The organism is Niabella aquatica, from assembly GCF_054779315.1.
Genome location: NZ_BAAGYM010000016.1, coordinates 70,021 through 83,916, shown reverse-complemented (window position 1 = coordinate 83,916; position 13,896 = coordinate 70,021). Strand labels below are relative to the sequence as shown.

Annotated in this window: 17 protein-coding genes; 7 read left to right on the top strand and 10 right to left on the bottom strand. The window is 42.8% G+C overall.

Annotation, left to right across the window (positions count from 1 at the left end):
- Positions 1 to 10: 10 nt before the first annotated feature.
- Together ACYVBM_RS13915 and ACYVBM_RS13910 are read right to left on the bottom strand one after the other, a co-directional pair.
- Complete coding sequence (locus ACYVBM_RS13915; RefSeq protein ID WP_460686281.1) at positions 11 to 1,219, bottom strand: DUF4369 domain-containing protein; 1,209 nt, start codon at positions 1,217 to 1,219, stop codon at positions 11 to 13.
- A gap of 38 nt (positions 1,220 to 1,257) precedes the next feature.
- Positions 1,258 to 1,383 carry a hypothetical protein gene (locus ACYVBM_RS13910; protein WP_460686280.1) on the bottom strand — a complete coding sequence of 42 codons (126 nt, stop codon included), beginning with the start codon at positions 1,381 to 1,383 and terminating at the stop codon, positions 1,258 to 1,260.
- Positions 1,384 to 1,767: 384 nt separating this feature from the next.
- Here ACYVBM_RS13910 and rny point away from each other — a divergent pair, with 384 nt between their 5' ends.
- On the top strand, positions 1,768 to 3,327 hold the full coding sequence (gene rny, locus ACYVBM_RS13905; protein WP_460686279.1) for a ribonuclease Y: 1,560 nt from the start codon (positions 1,768 to 1,770) through the stop codon (positions 3,325 to 3,327).
- 260 nt (positions 3,328 to 3,587) lie between these two features.
- Here the strand turns inward: rny and ACYVBM_RS13900 are convergent, their stop codons facing one another.
- Positions 3,588 to 4,304: a thioredoxin domain-containing protein gene (locus tag ACYVBM_RS13900; RefSeq protein ID WP_460686278.1), complete on the bottom strand. Its 717-nt coding sequence runs from the start codon at positions 4,302 to 4,304 to the stop codon at positions 3,588 to 3,590.
- 10 nt (positions 4,305 to 4,314) lie between these two features.
- A complete protein-coding gene (locus ACYVBM_RS13895; protein ID WP_460686277.1) occupies positions 4,315 to 4,680 on the bottom strand; it encodes a hypothetical protein in 366 nt (121 codons plus the stop codon).
- 518 nt (positions 4,681 to 5,198) lie between these two features.
- Here ACYVBM_RS13895 and ACYVBM_RS13890 point away from each other — a divergent pair.
- The 3 genes from ACYVBM_RS13890 (at position 5,199) to fabD (ending at position 7,546) form a co-directional block, all read left to right on the top strand.
- Positions 5,199 to 5,609, top strand: a complete 411-nt coding sequence (locus tag ACYVBM_RS13890; RefSeq protein ID WP_460686276.1) for a 6-pyruvoyl trahydropterin synthase family protein — start codon at positions 5,199 to 5,201, stop codon at positions 5,607 to 5,609.
- A 283-nt stretch (positions 5,610 to 5,892) separates the two neighbouring features.
- Positions 5,893 to 6,489, top strand: coding sequence for a GTP cyclohydrolase I FolE (folE, locus tag ACYVBM_RS13885; protein ID WP_460686275.1), 597 nt, complete (start codon positions 5,893 to 5,895; stop codon positions 6,487 to 6,489).
- 166 nt (positions 6,490 to 6,655) lie between these two features.
- The gene (fabD, locus tag ACYVBM_RS13880; protein WP_460686274.1) at positions 6,656 to 7,546 is read left to right on the top strand and encodes an ACP S-malonyltransferase; all 891 of its coding nucleotides are present in this window, start codon (positions 6,656 to 6,658) and stop codon (positions 7,544 to 7,546) included.
- Here the strand turns inward: fabD and ACYVBM_RS13875 are convergent.
- On the bottom strand, positions 7,539 to 7,748 hold the full coding sequence (locus ACYVBM_RS13875; protein ID WP_460686273.1) for a hypothetical protein: 210 nt from the start codon (positions 7,746 to 7,748) through the stop codon (positions 7,539 to 7,541). The two genes, fabD and ACYVBM_RS13875, sit on opposite strands and share 8 nt — an antisense overlap.
- Positions 7,749 to 7,753: 5 nt before the next feature.
- Positions 7,754 to 8,656 (bottom strand): DMT family transporter, encoded by a 903-nt coding sequence (locus ACYVBM_RS13870; protein ID WP_460686272.1) that lies wholly within the window; start codon positions 8,654 to 8,656, stop codon positions 7,754 to 7,756.
- Positions 8,657 to 8,720: 64 nt separating this feature from the next.
- Between ACYVBM_RS13870 and ACYVBM_RS13865 the strand changes: the two genes are divergently transcribed.
- From ACYVBM_RS13865 to ACYVBM_RS13855, 3 genes are all read left to right on the top strand, one after another.
- Positions 8,721 to 10,172, top strand: a complete 1,452-nt coding sequence (locus ACYVBM_RS13865) for an arginine deiminase family protein (protein ID WP_460686271.1) — start codon at positions 8,721 to 8,723, stop codon at positions 10,170 to 10,172.
- Between the two features lie 282 nt (positions 10,173 to 10,454).
- Positions 10,455 to 11,372, top strand: a complete 918-nt coding sequence (gene ctlX, locus ACYVBM_RS13860; protein ID WP_460686270.1) for a citrulline utilization hydrolase CtlX — start codon at positions 10,455 to 10,457, stop codon at positions 11,370 to 11,372.
- A gap of 286 nt (positions 11,373 to 11,658) precedes the next feature.
- Entirely contained in the window at positions 11,659 to 12,231 is a 573-nt protein-coding gene (locus ACYVBM_RS13855) for a DUF1684 domain-containing protein (RefSeq protein WP_460686269.1), read from the top strand.
- A gap of 12 nt (positions 12,232 to 12,243) precedes the next feature.
- Here the strand turns inward: ACYVBM_RS13855 and ACYVBM_RS13850 are convergent, their stop codons facing one another.
- The 4 genes from ACYVBM_RS13850 to ACYVBM_RS13835 are packed head-to-tail and all read right to left on the bottom strand — an operon-like array spanning position 12,244 to position 13,861.
- Positions 12,244 to 13,134 (bottom strand): SDR family oxidoreductase, encoded by an 891-nt coding sequence (locus tag ACYVBM_RS13850; RefSeq protein WP_460686268.1) that lies wholly within the window; start codon positions 13,132 to 13,134, stop codon positions 12,244 to 12,246.
- 33 nt (positions 13,135 to 13,167) lie between these two features.
- A complete protein-coding gene (locus ACYVBM_RS13845; protein WP_460686267.1) occupies positions 13,168 to 13,512 on the bottom strand; it encodes a DUF5615 family PIN-like protein in 345 nt (114 codons plus the stop codon).
- Positions 13,509 to 13,733, bottom strand: a complete 225-nt coding sequence (locus ACYVBM_RS13840; protein ID WP_460686266.1) for a DUF433 domain-containing protein — start codon at positions 13,731 to 13,733, stop codon at positions 13,509 to 13,511. The genes ACYVBM_RS13845 and ACYVBM_RS13840 overlap by 4 nt, the downstream gene beginning before the upstream one ends.
- Positions 13,734 to 13,774: 41 nt before the next feature.
- A complete protein-coding gene (locus ACYVBM_RS13835) occupies positions 13,775 to 13,861 on the bottom strand; it encodes a hypothetical protein (protein ID WP_460686410.1) in 87 nt (28 codons plus the stop codon).
- Positions 13,862 to 13,896: the final 35 nt, after the last annotated feature.

The following is a 13,896-nucleotide window of genomic DNA, read 5'->3' as shown; positions in this document are numbered from 1 at the left end:
TAGTTAAATTTTAGTCACTAATGGCTGCTCTAATTAATGATTCTAAATATTCTTCATCACCCTGGAAATAGCCGGTTTTTTTGTAAATCACATTACCTTTCCGATCGACCAGGACAGACCGGGGAACTTCAAGCGTATGATAATTATCAAAGCTGCCCCTATACATTAAGTCATCATCAGTTTTCATTTCTTTATTTATGGAAACCTGCCTCCAGGCAGATAAGTGGCTCTTTTTAAGGTAGGCCTTTACCTGCGTTAAGTTTTCCGGGGAGGTTCTGCTTACGCCGATCACTTCAAAACCCGATCTTTCATATTGCTTCCGGATCTTTTCTATCTCTATATTAAACCTTAGACATGGCAGGCAGCCTAAATCCCAAAATTCAATAAGATATACTTTGCCATTCAAAGACTGGTCGTTTATACTGTCTTTTGAGTTTGTTTTAAGGTAAGCAAAGCCAGGTGCTTTTTCGCCGATATTTATTTTTTCAAAAGGGTATTGTGTATTTATAGCTTTCTTATACCTGGCATAGCTGGCAATAAATTCATCACCGATTGTGCTAAATTTTACTTTATCTGTAAGATTGGCGTAAAGAGAATCGATTTTTTCATCTGCGATTCGTGCTATTTGGTAAACCAGCATATCCATACTTACATAAGAATCGGGATTATGAGCTATATAAGTTAATTTCTGGTTCTCCCTAAAGTTGATAGCAGGCAAAGTATTTGTATATAATGCCTTAATGCTATCGGCTCCTACATTGGCATCTAAGTCCCCTTTTTCAATTCTAACCCTTATTGCATTTATCTTTTGTATGTAGGCATCCGTTATTGCCGTGGCTTCTTCCATACTATTATTTAATCGTTCATATTCTTTTTGAGAAGCCGAACCTTCAATTGTAGCGGCTTTTACATTTCCATAATCATAAGTGATCGTCATTTTGGCAGGCTCCAGGAAAATTATACATGAAATATCTTTCCTAGGGTCCGCATTGAGACTTCGCAAAATGCCGGCAGAACAGCCATTAACAGTCCCCGTTACAGAAAACCGTCCGTTAATGACGGGTATCGTGTCCGATATTTTTTTCTTTTCGGAATTTAAATAACGAAACGCCAGATTATCGCTCTGGTTGCCATTTACCTTACCTTCAATAATAAATTCCTGAGATTTTGCGCTAACAACGGTAATAACACAAATTAGCGTAAGTAGTATTTTCTTCATTTTTAAAAAATTTTAAAGAATGAGCGCATGTGTTTAATTTATGTTAAGAGCCAGTCAGGATGGTTTTGGAGCGTTTCGTCAATTGTCTGGTTATTGACCTTTACGTTCAGGACTTTTATAAAGGCTATGGCGGCCCTTACATTTGTTTCATAACGGCTAAGCATACTATTATCATTGAAAGTTTACACAACAGGGAGTCAGCAAAAAATTACCCTTGGTTACAGGGCTGCACGCAATCTAAAAGGTAATTGAATGGCGAAAACCCAATGACCGGATAAAGGTATATATAGTAAAAAATAGCAAAGCATGACCTTTGTCAGGAAAATCCAAAATGAAATATGATTGTCGTCCTCTTTTTTAAGTTTTTTCCTGTCTTCCTCAATTCGTTGTAGTAAAGCGGCGAATTAGAAGGGACTCAAAATCTCACCCCCCAAATCCCAAATTTATTTTTATCTTCGCCCACTACCCAACCCATGGCTTGGGTATTTTTTTGATATCAAGATAAGAATTACAGAACCTTTTTCGCAAGAAAAAACAAATGAATTTTAATGGAACCCACAATAATTATTGTAGCAGCAGTGGCCCTGGTGTTGGGCATCGTGGCGGGTAAATTTATCTTCGCTAAAAACACACAACAAAAGATCGATGAAGCCCATTTAAAAGCACAAACCATTGTAAAAGAGGCCGAACTGAATGCCGAAACCATACGGAAAGAAAAGGAACTGCAGGCCAAGGAAAAATTCGTATCGTTAAAATCGGCCCATGACAAGGAAGTAAACGAACGCAACCGGAAGCTGGCAGAAAACGAAAACCGCATCAAACAAAAAGAACAATCCCTTAGCCAGAAAGAAGCCGGCCTGGATAAACAGGTAAAAGACAATGACGCCATCAAAGACAACCTGAACAAGCAGATAGAGCTGGTAAACAAAAAGCGTACAGAGCTCGAAAAGCATCAGGAAGAGCATATCCGGCGCCTGGAAAAAATAGCCGGCCTTACCGCCGAAGAGGCTAAAACGCAACTGGTAGAAAGCCTTAAGAACGAGGCGCAAACACAGGCCATCGGCATTCAGCAGGAAATTATTGACGACGCCAAGCAAAAGGCCAATAAGGAGGCCCGCAAGATCATTATACAAACCATCCAGCGTACCGCTGCCGAGCAGGCTATTGAAAACTCGATCACGGTCTTTAACCTGGAAAGTGACGAGGTAAAAGGGCAGATCATTGGCCGTGAAGGCCGTAATATCCGCGCCCTGGAAGCGGCAACCGGTGTAGACCTGATCGTTGATGACACCCCTGAAGCCATCCTGCTCTCGTGCTTCGACCCGCTGCGCCGTGAAATTGCCCGTTTGAGCTTACAGCGCCTGGTTACGGATGGCCGTATTCACCCCGCACGTATTGAGGAAGTAGTGGAAAAAACACGTAAACAGATCGAAGAGCAGGTGATGGAAATCGGAGAGCGTACTGTTATCGACCTCGGTATTCACGGTTTACATAAAGAGCTGGTAAGAATGGTAGGCCGGATGCGCTACCGCTCTTCTTACGGGCAAAACCTGCTGATGCACAGCAGGGAAACGGCCAATCTTTGCGCTACCATGGCCGCAGAACTAGGATTGAACCCCAAGCTGGCGAAGCGAGCCGGCCTGCTGCACGATATTGGTAAAGTACCCGACGAAGAGAGTGAGCTGAGCCATGCTTTGCTGGGCGCCAAGCTGGCTGAAAGATACGGCGAAAATCCGGCCGTGGTAAACGCCATTGCCGCCCACCACGACGAGGTGGAAATGCAATACGTGATCTCTCCCATTATCCAGGCCTGCGATGCGATCAGTGGTGCCCGCCCCGGCGCCCGCCGCGAAATTATGCAGCAGTACCTGCAACGTATTAAAGACCTGGAAAACCTGGCCACCAGCTATCCCGGCGTGGAAAAAGCTTATGCCATCCAGGCCGGGCGCGAGCTGCGCGTAATTGTGGAATCGGATAAAGTAACCGACCAGGACAGCGACAAGCTGTCTTTCGAGATCGCACAGAAAATACAAACTGAAATGACCTTTCCCGGACAGATAAAAGTTACAGTGATCCGGGAAAAAAGAGCAGTAAATGTAGCAAGGTAAAACGTAAGCAGGTAATAATACAACAGCCGGTATCTTTTGGGATGCCGGCTTCTTTTTTGTGGAGGGTTGCTCATTTATACAAAACCTGCAGGCAAAAGGCGCAAAGCTTAAAGCAAATATATGGTAATGCCATTACGACCGTTTAATACGAAAGCAACTAACAGGCTTAATGTAACGGGAGTTGCGGGTTTATTCATGAATAGCAAAGCACAGATATATTACCATATGTTGAGAGCGCTTGCTGAAAAATACAGGGTTTCCTATTTTTTTAATTGCTTTACTATCCCTTCCTTATCCATGTACCCGGTGTTTGACCATATCATTTCTTTGTTTTGGTAAAGATGCAGCAAGGGCAATGCATCTATCTTCAGGGTTTTTGCAATTTCAGGATTGGCATCAATATCGATACGCACTACCTTTACCTTGCCCGCCATCTCTTTTGCAATTTCATCCAGGTAAGGCTTCATTTTTTTACATGGAGCACACCATGCTGCATAAAAGTCTACCAAAACTTTTTTGTCTGACCTGATCAATTCTTCAAACTGCCGGAGGGTCATCCCTGGTACAGCAGGCATTTTAAGATCCGTTTCTACAGGCAGATCCGCTGATTTCCATTTTAAAATACCGCCTTCCATTTCATATACCTGTGTAAACCCCTGCTCGCGCATATTTTTAGCGGCAGCAGCGCTTCTGCCACCACTCAGGCAATACACGAATACCGGCTCTGACTTATCCATTTTAGCAACCTGCACCTTAAAGCCGGGATCATTCCAGTTAAAGTTCACGGCGTCTTTAATATGTTCTTTCGCATACTCGCCTGGTGTACGCACATCTAAAATAATGGCTCCGGGTGTTTGAGCGATCTTTTCTGAAAAAGCTGCAGCATCCAGCTTTGCTGCTCCCGGTTTTTGCGCGTTTCCGCAGCTACAGGATGCGAATGCAGTAACAAAAGTTACCAAAAGCAGGCTCCGGTTCATAGTATAGAGATTAAGATGTTTTTAAATCCGGCCCGTCCATAAAATTTATTTGACTTTCAGACCGGGCCTCTTCCCATTTCGCCATTATGCTGGTTAACCGGAACCGGATAAAATCCTCATCCATTAGATGGAACTCGATAATAGCAGCATCAGGAAGGAGTATTTCACCTACCCTGTTCAGCTTTTTTAAAGCTTCAGCAGGCAATGCTTTATCCAGGATGAGCAGATCAAACTGCTGTACAGGCATTGCATCTATAGCGTTTTCTACCGGATAGGGACCGGTTACGGTCATGCTTTTAAACTCAGCCACTATTTTTTCAAAAACAACCAGGCTACTATTTTCCGCAGCTACTAAACAGGCTTGTAATATTTTCATCACTTCATATGCTTTACCGGTAACAACATTTTTATATCAGCGATTGTTCATCAATTCATTTTATAAGGTGGAGGCAATCACCCCAGGGACGCATCCTGCCCGCGTGCTTTTCGAGATGTAGCTGTTATTCAAAGACGCGATAGTGGCTGCACTGCCACCGCCAGGTTTTCACTAAAAATACGGCAAAAAACTTTTACAGGTGCCCTGGCTGAAATAATCATTCAGAACAAACGCATCTGATTGGAAAGATTTTTTATGCTTCCTATCACTCCTTGCAGCGTTTTTACCATACCGGCCCTCGGTTTTATGATCTTTTCAGAACCTTCAGACGTATTTGCCTGATTATTAAGGAACCCCCTCAGCGGTGCAATGATTATACAAAACGTATAGCATCCCACTTAAACCCTGAAAGGGAGGTTATTATTGGTCCGGATGAATGGCTTTAGGCTCGAATAGAAGAGGCGTCCTCCCTGATAGAATCACAAATAATTACTTTTTTTTGCTACTTTAGCCGGATAATGAAAGTATCTGTTTACCGGCAGGAACATTTTAACGCAGCTCATCGTTTGTACTATAGCGACTGGGATGATACTACTAACGAAAATGTATTCGGTAAATGCGCCTATCCTAATTATCATGGCCACAATTACGACCTGGTGGTAAAGGTAAGCGGCGTACCAGATCCCAAAACAGGATTTGTAATGGATATGAAAGTGCTTAGTGAGATCCTGAAAAAAGAAGTGGTTCAGAAGTTTGATCATAAAAACCTGAACCTGGACACAGAAGAATTTAAAACACTGAATCCCACAGCCGAAAACATTGCCATTGTCATTTACAATTTAATCAGGCCGCATATAGATCCTGAGCTCGACCTGCAGGTACGCCTGTACGAAACACCCAGGAACTTTGTGGAGTACCCCGCTAATTAAAAGCCCAATCTGCAATCGATGCCGGTTACGTTTTTATCGCCAATGTTGATAGGTATCACCAACAACTTTAAGCAAACGACATTAAGTTTCAAAAATCATCTTGAAACAGCTGGTGTTGCGCATTGATTTACTGAACGTTGTATACCGGTTGTTTCTGGCAGCCTGTATATTACCGGTCTTGTTAAATATCACAGACCGGTTGATGCCGGTTAAAATATTATACCGGCCTTATCGCTTTAAAAGCAAGGATATCAGATATATTTGCAGAATATCGAAACATTATATGTCCTACAGCAAAACAGAAACGTATGATGAGCAAGTCACCAATGACCTCATCAAAAACTATCAGGAAGTACTGCAATTGCTGGGTGAAGACCCGCTGCGGGAAGGGCTGCTGAAAACCCCTGAACGCCAGGCCAAAGCCATGCAATACTTAACGCAGGGATACCGCCTTGATGCGCATGCTATTATCAATTCGGCTAAATTTCATGAAAATATAAGCGAAATGATCGTGGTAAAGGATATTGAGCTATATAGCATGTGCGAGCACCACGTGCTGCCTTTTTTCGGAAAAGCGCATGTGGCCTACATTCCGAACGGGTGGATCACCGGGCTCAGCAAAATTGCCCGGGTAGTGGATGTGTACAGCCGCAGGCTGCAGGTGCAGGAAAGGCTCACCGTACAAATTATGAATGCCATTAAAGAAACCCTTAACCCTATTGGTGTGGCCGTAGTAATAGAAGCCAAGCATTTATGTATGATGATGCGCGGCGTACAAAAACAAAACTCGGTAACCACTACTTCCGCCTTCGATGGAGAATTCCAAAAAAATTCTACCAGAAGCGAATTTTTAAAATTAATAAGTGCAGATTTGCATTAAGTTGTTATTAATACACCAGGCAGTGCTTATGAACTGTTCGCCTGACTGCTGCAAAAAAAGCAACCCCAGGCAGATGCAGCGCCCGATAGCGATCGGCGCTCTTCATGAATATTGCATGTATAATATTATTTGATTAAAACGACCGAAATAAAACGATCTACTAAAGATGAAGCATGCCTACATTTTTCCCGGACAGGGATCGCAGTTTACAGGAATGGGGAAAAGCCATTATGAAGAAAGCATATTTGCAAAAAAGCTGTTCGAACAGGCAAATGAGATTTTAGGCTTTCGTATCTCAGATATTATGTTTAACGGTACAGAAGCAGAGCTCAGGCAAACCAGTGTTACCCAGCCGGCGGTTTTCCTGCACTCTATTATAGCATACCGTACCATACAGGATGCAAAGCCTGATATGGTTGCAGGCCATTCGCTCGGCGAATTCTCGGCGTTAGTGGCCAATGGCACCTTAATTTTTGAAGATGCCCTGCAGCTCGTATCCGTTCGTGCCGGTGCTATGCAAAAAGCCTGCGAGATCAATCCTTCTGCTATGGCTGCCGTTCTCAATCTGCCCGATGAAAAAGTAGAGGAAATTTGTGCCGGGGTACAAAAAGAAACAGGCGAAATTGTGGTTCCGGCCAACTATAACTGCCCCGGCCAGTTAGTAATAAGCGGCAGTATGAAAGGCATTGAAACCGCCTGCGAAAGAATGAAAGCAGCGGGTGCCAGGCGTGCATTAGTGTTGCCGGTAGGAGGCGCTTTTCACTCACCTTTAATGGAACCGGCTCAAAAAGAATTACAGGAAGCCATCAAAAAAACCACTTTCCACAACCCTGTTTGCCCCGTATATCAGAACGTAGTGGCCAAAGCGGTAAGAGATAAGGACGAGGTTAAGGAAAATCTTATTGCACAGCTTACAGGTGCCGTTCGCTGGACACAAAGTGTACAGGAAATGATTACCAATGGTGCTTCTACATTTACAGAGGCCGGCCCCGGTAAGGTGTTACAGGGCCTTGTACAGAAAATAGATGCAACAGTAGCTGTTAATGGTGTTAATTAAACGCATCAAACACCGCTGTTGTATGTAGCGTATAGCCATATAGCAGCGGTAAAACACCAACAGGCAGATTCCTCCAGATATTGTTGGTTATCAGGCCGCGCACATAGTCCTGCTCAATACCTACGATGGCAGCATGCAGAAAGATTACATAATGTATGATACCTGCAGGTTGTGGATCGGATAACCGGCGCGGCAACATCACTCAACCTATTTACTGCTTATCACCTGCCATTCACTATGCAACCTGTTTTTTCGCTTCATCCAGGCCATATGCAGTACCAGTGTAAAAAATATAACTGCCGTGCCTATATAAAAACCCTTGTTCAGCACCTGGTTTTCTTTGAAAAGAAAAAAAGCCATTAAGATACCATATACCGGCTCCATGCTGTATGATAAATTCACGGTAAAGGCCGATAGCTTTTTCAGCGCGCTCATTGAAAACTGGAAAGCTATTACCGAGCATAACCAGGCCAGCACCAGCAGCCATAAAAAATCACTCAGCGAGGGGACTAAACTTGCTACAGGAAAGGCCTTCAGATAAAACGGCATTACCAGCGACAACGTTATGAAGCCGCCGGTCATTTGCCAGCTGAGCACGGTCTGCATATTAATGCGAACCATTCTCAATTTTAAAAATATGGTAAACAACGCGGCAAAAAAAGAGGAGATCAGCCCAAGCAAAATTCCTGTTTTATACTTTGTATCAAAGTGAAAAATAAGCCATATCCCCAAAACATTCATAAGACCAAACAACAACTCAGCAGGTTTAATACGCACTTTGTTAATTAGCGGTTCCAGCAGTGAGGAGAAAAAGCTCACCACCGAAAGGCAAACCAGTCCGATAGATACATTTCCATATTTTATCGATGCATAAAAAAACAGCCAGTGCAGCGCAGTTATAAAGCCAACGCCGCATATTTTCAAAATATCTTTTAAGGGTATCCGTTGAAGCTTCCGGGTGGCGTAAAACAATACCCAAAGCGTAGGAGCCGTAATAAGCAGCCTGTACCATACGATCAGCCCTTCGTTCATTGTAATCAGTCCGCCCAGCACACCTGTAAACCCGGCCAGCAGCACCGCGGTATGCAGTTGTAAAAACGATTTTTTCATCGGGCTGCAAGCTAAGTAAATAAACTTGCTTCGCAGTAAAAACCGCGTTATCTTAGACTACAGGATGATGAAGGAAAAAGAAATTCATGTAACGTCAGAAACAGGCACATTAAAACGGCTCCTGGTACATAGTCCCGACAGCGGCCTGGGTAAGGTAGTACCCTCCAAAGCCCAGGACTGGCTTTTTGAGGATATTGTGCACCTGGAAACCATCAGGCGCAAAGAGTACGACTATTATATAAAGCTGTTGCTTTATTTTCTTGACCCTGACAAAATAAAAGGGAGACTTGCGCAAATTGATGCACCCGAAAACAATTACGAATTTTATAAACCGTCAAGCAGGCACTTTTACAGGTCAACTAACGTGATAGAGATCGAATGGCTGTTAGCAGAGATTCTCGAACAGGTGGATATCCGGTTAAAGCTGGTAGCGTCTGTGTGCGCTATCGAAAACTGTTCGTATGAGTTGCAGAACGAATTAATACAGGCAGACGCAAAAGAGCTGGCGCATATTTTTATTACCGGCACTTATTATAAAGAAACCGAAATGCTTTTTCCCCCGGTGCCTAATTTTATTTTTACAAGAGATATCGGCATAGTGATCAACGACCACATCCTGCTAAACAAGCCCGCGAGGCAGGCCCGCACCCGCGAAGCCTTGCTGATGAAATATATTTTCTACCACCATCCTTTATTCAAAAATTACAGGGATAAAATAATTGAGCTGCCCGCAAGTGCACAGCAGTTCCTGCTTCCATCAGATTCGGAAGAAAAACTGGTTACCCTTGAAGGCGGTGATATCATGGTAGTAAGTGCCGGGCATGTGCTCATCGGCGTTAGTGAGCGCACCTCGCTGGAAGCCGCACATATTGCTATAAAAATACTTTTTGAAAAGAATGTGGTACAAAAGGTATCGGTTATTAAGATCCCTAAAAAGCGGGATTATATGCATATTGACACCATTTTTACGCAGGTACAAAAAAATATGTGGATCATGCTGGGAAAATTTTCCCGGAAGCATGTTAAAAAAGAGGATGCAGATGATATACAAAAGGCTTTGGACACCCGTAAAAAAGAAGAAGTGATAAGCATTATACAGTTCAAAAAGAAGAATATTTCCAACCCCGTTTACTTTGATAATCTTGAAGAATTGCTTATTGACATCAGTAAAAATGATCTGGGCTGCACAGAAAAAGTAAGGTTTATATACTCCGGGAATAACGAGTTCCCCTTCGATGCCAGAGAGCAATGGACAGACAGCTGTAATTTACTGGCTTTAAAGGAAGGCGTGGTTGTTGGATATGACCGTAATGACAAAACCTTACAGGCTTTTATTAAAGCAGGCTTCAACACCATTGATGTAAAAGACCTGTTGCAGCAATTAGAAGAAGGATCTACTACCGTAAAAGATATTACAAACACATTTATTGTTATGCCTTCGGCAGAGCTTTCACGTGCCCGCGGCGGGTTTCACTGCATGAGTATGCCGTTGCTGAGGGAGTCGGAGGATGGTTGAAAAGTTGATAGGATAATTAATGGTTGAATATAGTTGAGAGTGGTTTAATAGGAAGTATAAAGGTTTACAAGATGGTCGAAGATATACCGCTCATTATGTAGTATAGAAATTCTGTATCCGAATAATCAGCGACCAGTATAATGTACGATAAGTGACCCGTATCTCATATCCAGTATCCAGTAACCAGCATCTAGTAACCAGTAACCAGCATCCAATAACCAATATATTTTTAAACTTTAACCCTTTTCACCCCTGTCATCTATCAACTGTGAACTTAAAAAAATGACCACTTCTCATATACTAATGATACGCCCGGCGGCATTTGCCTACAATCCGCAAACAGCCATCAATAACCATTTCCAAAAGATATCAGCACCATTAAATATTCATCAAAAAGCCTTGGAGGAGTTTGATGGTTTTGTACATATACTCCGCGCCGGCGGCATTGATGTAACAGTGATTGAAGACGAGCCTGAGCCGCATACACCCGATGCTGTTTTTCCCAATAACTGGGTCTCCTTTCACGAAGACGGTACAGTTGTAATATACCCTATGTTCGCGCCCAACCGGCAGCTGGAGCGAAATAAAAATAGCATTGCCACCATCAAGGAATCATTTTTCATACGAAGTACTATGGACCTTACCGGCTACGAAAAGCAGGGCATTTTCCTGGAAGGCACAGGCAGTATGGTGTTAGACAGGGATCATTACCTGGCCTATGCCTGCCTCTCGCCACGCACCTGCCCTACTGCCTTATATGATTTTTGCGATGCTATGGGTTATCAGCCCGTACTGTTTAATGCTTTTGATGCAGGCGGTAATGAAATTTATCATACCAATGTGATGATGTGCATTGCTGACCAATACGCAATTATATGTCTTGAAAGTATCAGGGATACCGTTCAAAAGCAAATGCTCGTTTCCAGGCTCACCGAAACCGGTAAAGAAATCATAGAAATAAGCCGGAAACAAATGAATCAATTTGTGGGTAATATGTTACAGTTGGAGAACACAGCGGGCGATCAGCTGCTCGTTATGTCAACCAGAGCTTTTCATTCACTCCATGAAGACCAGGTCAGCCTGCTCCGCTCTTTCAACCCCATCATTCACGCTCCGTTAAATAACATTGAAGATAATGGCGGGGGCAGCGCCCGCTGTATGATAGCGGAGATTTTTTTACCTGGAAAACATAACACTTAAAAGTATATACAGATGAAAATTTTACTAATCGCTATATTACTATCCGCTGGAATAGCTCATGCACAAACCACTACTTATAAACGGTTTACCTGAAAATGGGAAACGCGCGCCAGCATTAAGTTTCAAGAGGTTTTGATGGTCGTAAAATGAGCCTTTTCCCGTAAAAACGGCTATTTTGAGGCAACATTGATTTTCAACTAATTGATGGTTAGACCTTAAAAAACAACGAAAAGTGTTTTTTAAGTGGCTGGAGAATTAAAAATTCCCAATATCGGTTCGATGTGTTTTGAAATATGCAATTCTCAACGCCCTCGAATTTTCAGGAAGACCCTATAAAGACAGCATGCAACAGTACATTAACAGCTATGTAACTACGCATCAAGTAGTAAAAGGCGATGCCAGGAAACACCTGCAGTTTTTTACAATTGATGAAACCTATAAAGTAAATGCAAGATTTGAGTATGTAAAAAAAGCACCCTGGTTAGCGCTACCAACCTCAAACGGTAAAACAAAAATGTACAGGCAATATGGGAAGCTGTATTTTGTATTGGATGGCGTGCCGCAAATACTTTACGCGTATCAATCACAGGATCTTATACAAAATCCGCAATATGCCGATCATCTTTTTTTACCTTTTACAGATGCCACTACCGGAAAAGAATCTTATGAAACAGGGCGGTATATAGATCTTAAAATATCTGATATCAGGAATGATACCCTGGTAATAGATTTCAATAAAGCTTATAACCCTTACTGTGCCTACGTTTCGGGAAGATACAGCTGCCCGGTGCCTCCTAAAGAAAACAGGCTGAAGGCAGCTGTTAAAGCTGGAGAGAAAAAATATTTAAAAATACGCTAAGAGGCACCTACATTAATCGCCTAAGGTCTTTTCCAGCCCCTCTTTGAAGCCCATAGGCGCATAGCCAAAATCCTTCCCGGCCTTATCGATATTCAATCCGCTTCTTAGCGGGCGTTCTGCTATTTCTTTAAATTCGTTGCGCGTTACAGGGAGTAGCTGATGATCGGTTATGCCTAAATATTCAGCCGTGGCCATAGCCATTTCATAAGGCGTCAGTACGTCTTTCCCGGCCAGGTTATAAATACCTTCTACCCGGTTATCAATAATGGATGCAATACCCCTGGCAAGGTCTGCTGCATGTGTGGGCGTACGCTCCTGGTCGTTCACTATTTTAAAAGGCTCATTGTTCCTGAGCTTTTGCTCGATCATACTAATGAAGCTGCCGCGTCCGTAAAATGGTTTACCATAAACAAAACAGGTACGCGCAATTGCCCAGCCATATTTATATTCCATCACCGCTTCTTCCGCATCCCGTTTGGTTTTACCGTAATAGCTTACAGGATCGGGTTTATCTTCTTCCCTGTACATACCCTTTTCCCCATTAAAAATAAAGTCGGTGGAAAGATGGACAAAAAACGATTGATACATTTCTGCATTTAAAAGCAGCTGCACGGTACCAAATACATTTACATCAAATGCATCAGCCTGTTTTAATTCGCAATCGTCAGGCTTGCTCATAGCGCCGCTATGCACTACTACATCAGGTTGTACAAACTCAAACGCATCGTGCAACGCATAGGGATCTGTAAAGTCGGCCTGTATAAAACGATAGTTCTTATTGCTGTTGAAAGCTGACAGGTCGCCTGTGCGTGAAGAGGCAAATACTTCGTACCCCCTTTTTAATAGCTCATCCACAATATAGCTACCTACAAAACCGTTAGAGCCGGTAACAAGCACTTTCATATCAATTCGTTAATGAATAAACAAATACTATGACTATCCTCCGCTTATTTCAATCAAACATTCTCCGTCTTTTATAAACCTGATAATGGTGTCCAGGTACATTCCTAATAATTCACGCATCCTCGCATTGGAAGTATTGCCAGCAGTAACCCATATAATAACAGGAGGCGCTCCTAATTGTTCCTGCAGGTGAAGAAAGTCTTCGTCTTTAGTCATTACTATAGCCTGCTTTTCTTTGGCTTGCTTAAATATTTCTATGTCAGGAGCGTCTCGTAATCCTAATGAGCGAACAGAGTGGGCTTGTATGGTAGTATAATTACTGTTTATCCAGGCCGCCAGCGAAGGAGATAATTGTGCATCCATCCAGATAGTCATCATGCGGCCAATACCGGGTGATCTAATTTGTGACTGGCATAGCGGAGTGCTGCTTCCAAATCCGCTTTTTCCAGGTCTGGCAGCTCCTCCAACACTTGTTCCTGAGTAAGTCCGGATGCAAGAAGATTAAGCACATCTATTACCCGGATGCGCATACCCCGGATGCAGGGCCTTCCGCCACATTGTTGGGGATTGACTGTTATGCGTTCTTTCCAGTTATTCATATTGTAAAATTACTACATTTTATGATAGAAAATTTTTACAATCAGATTAAGCTGTTCTTTGATGATGACATATCGCCTGTGCGTGAAGAGGCAAATATTTCATGCCCGTTTTTTAATAGCTCATCCACAATATAGCTACCTACAAAACCATTAGCACCTTGTT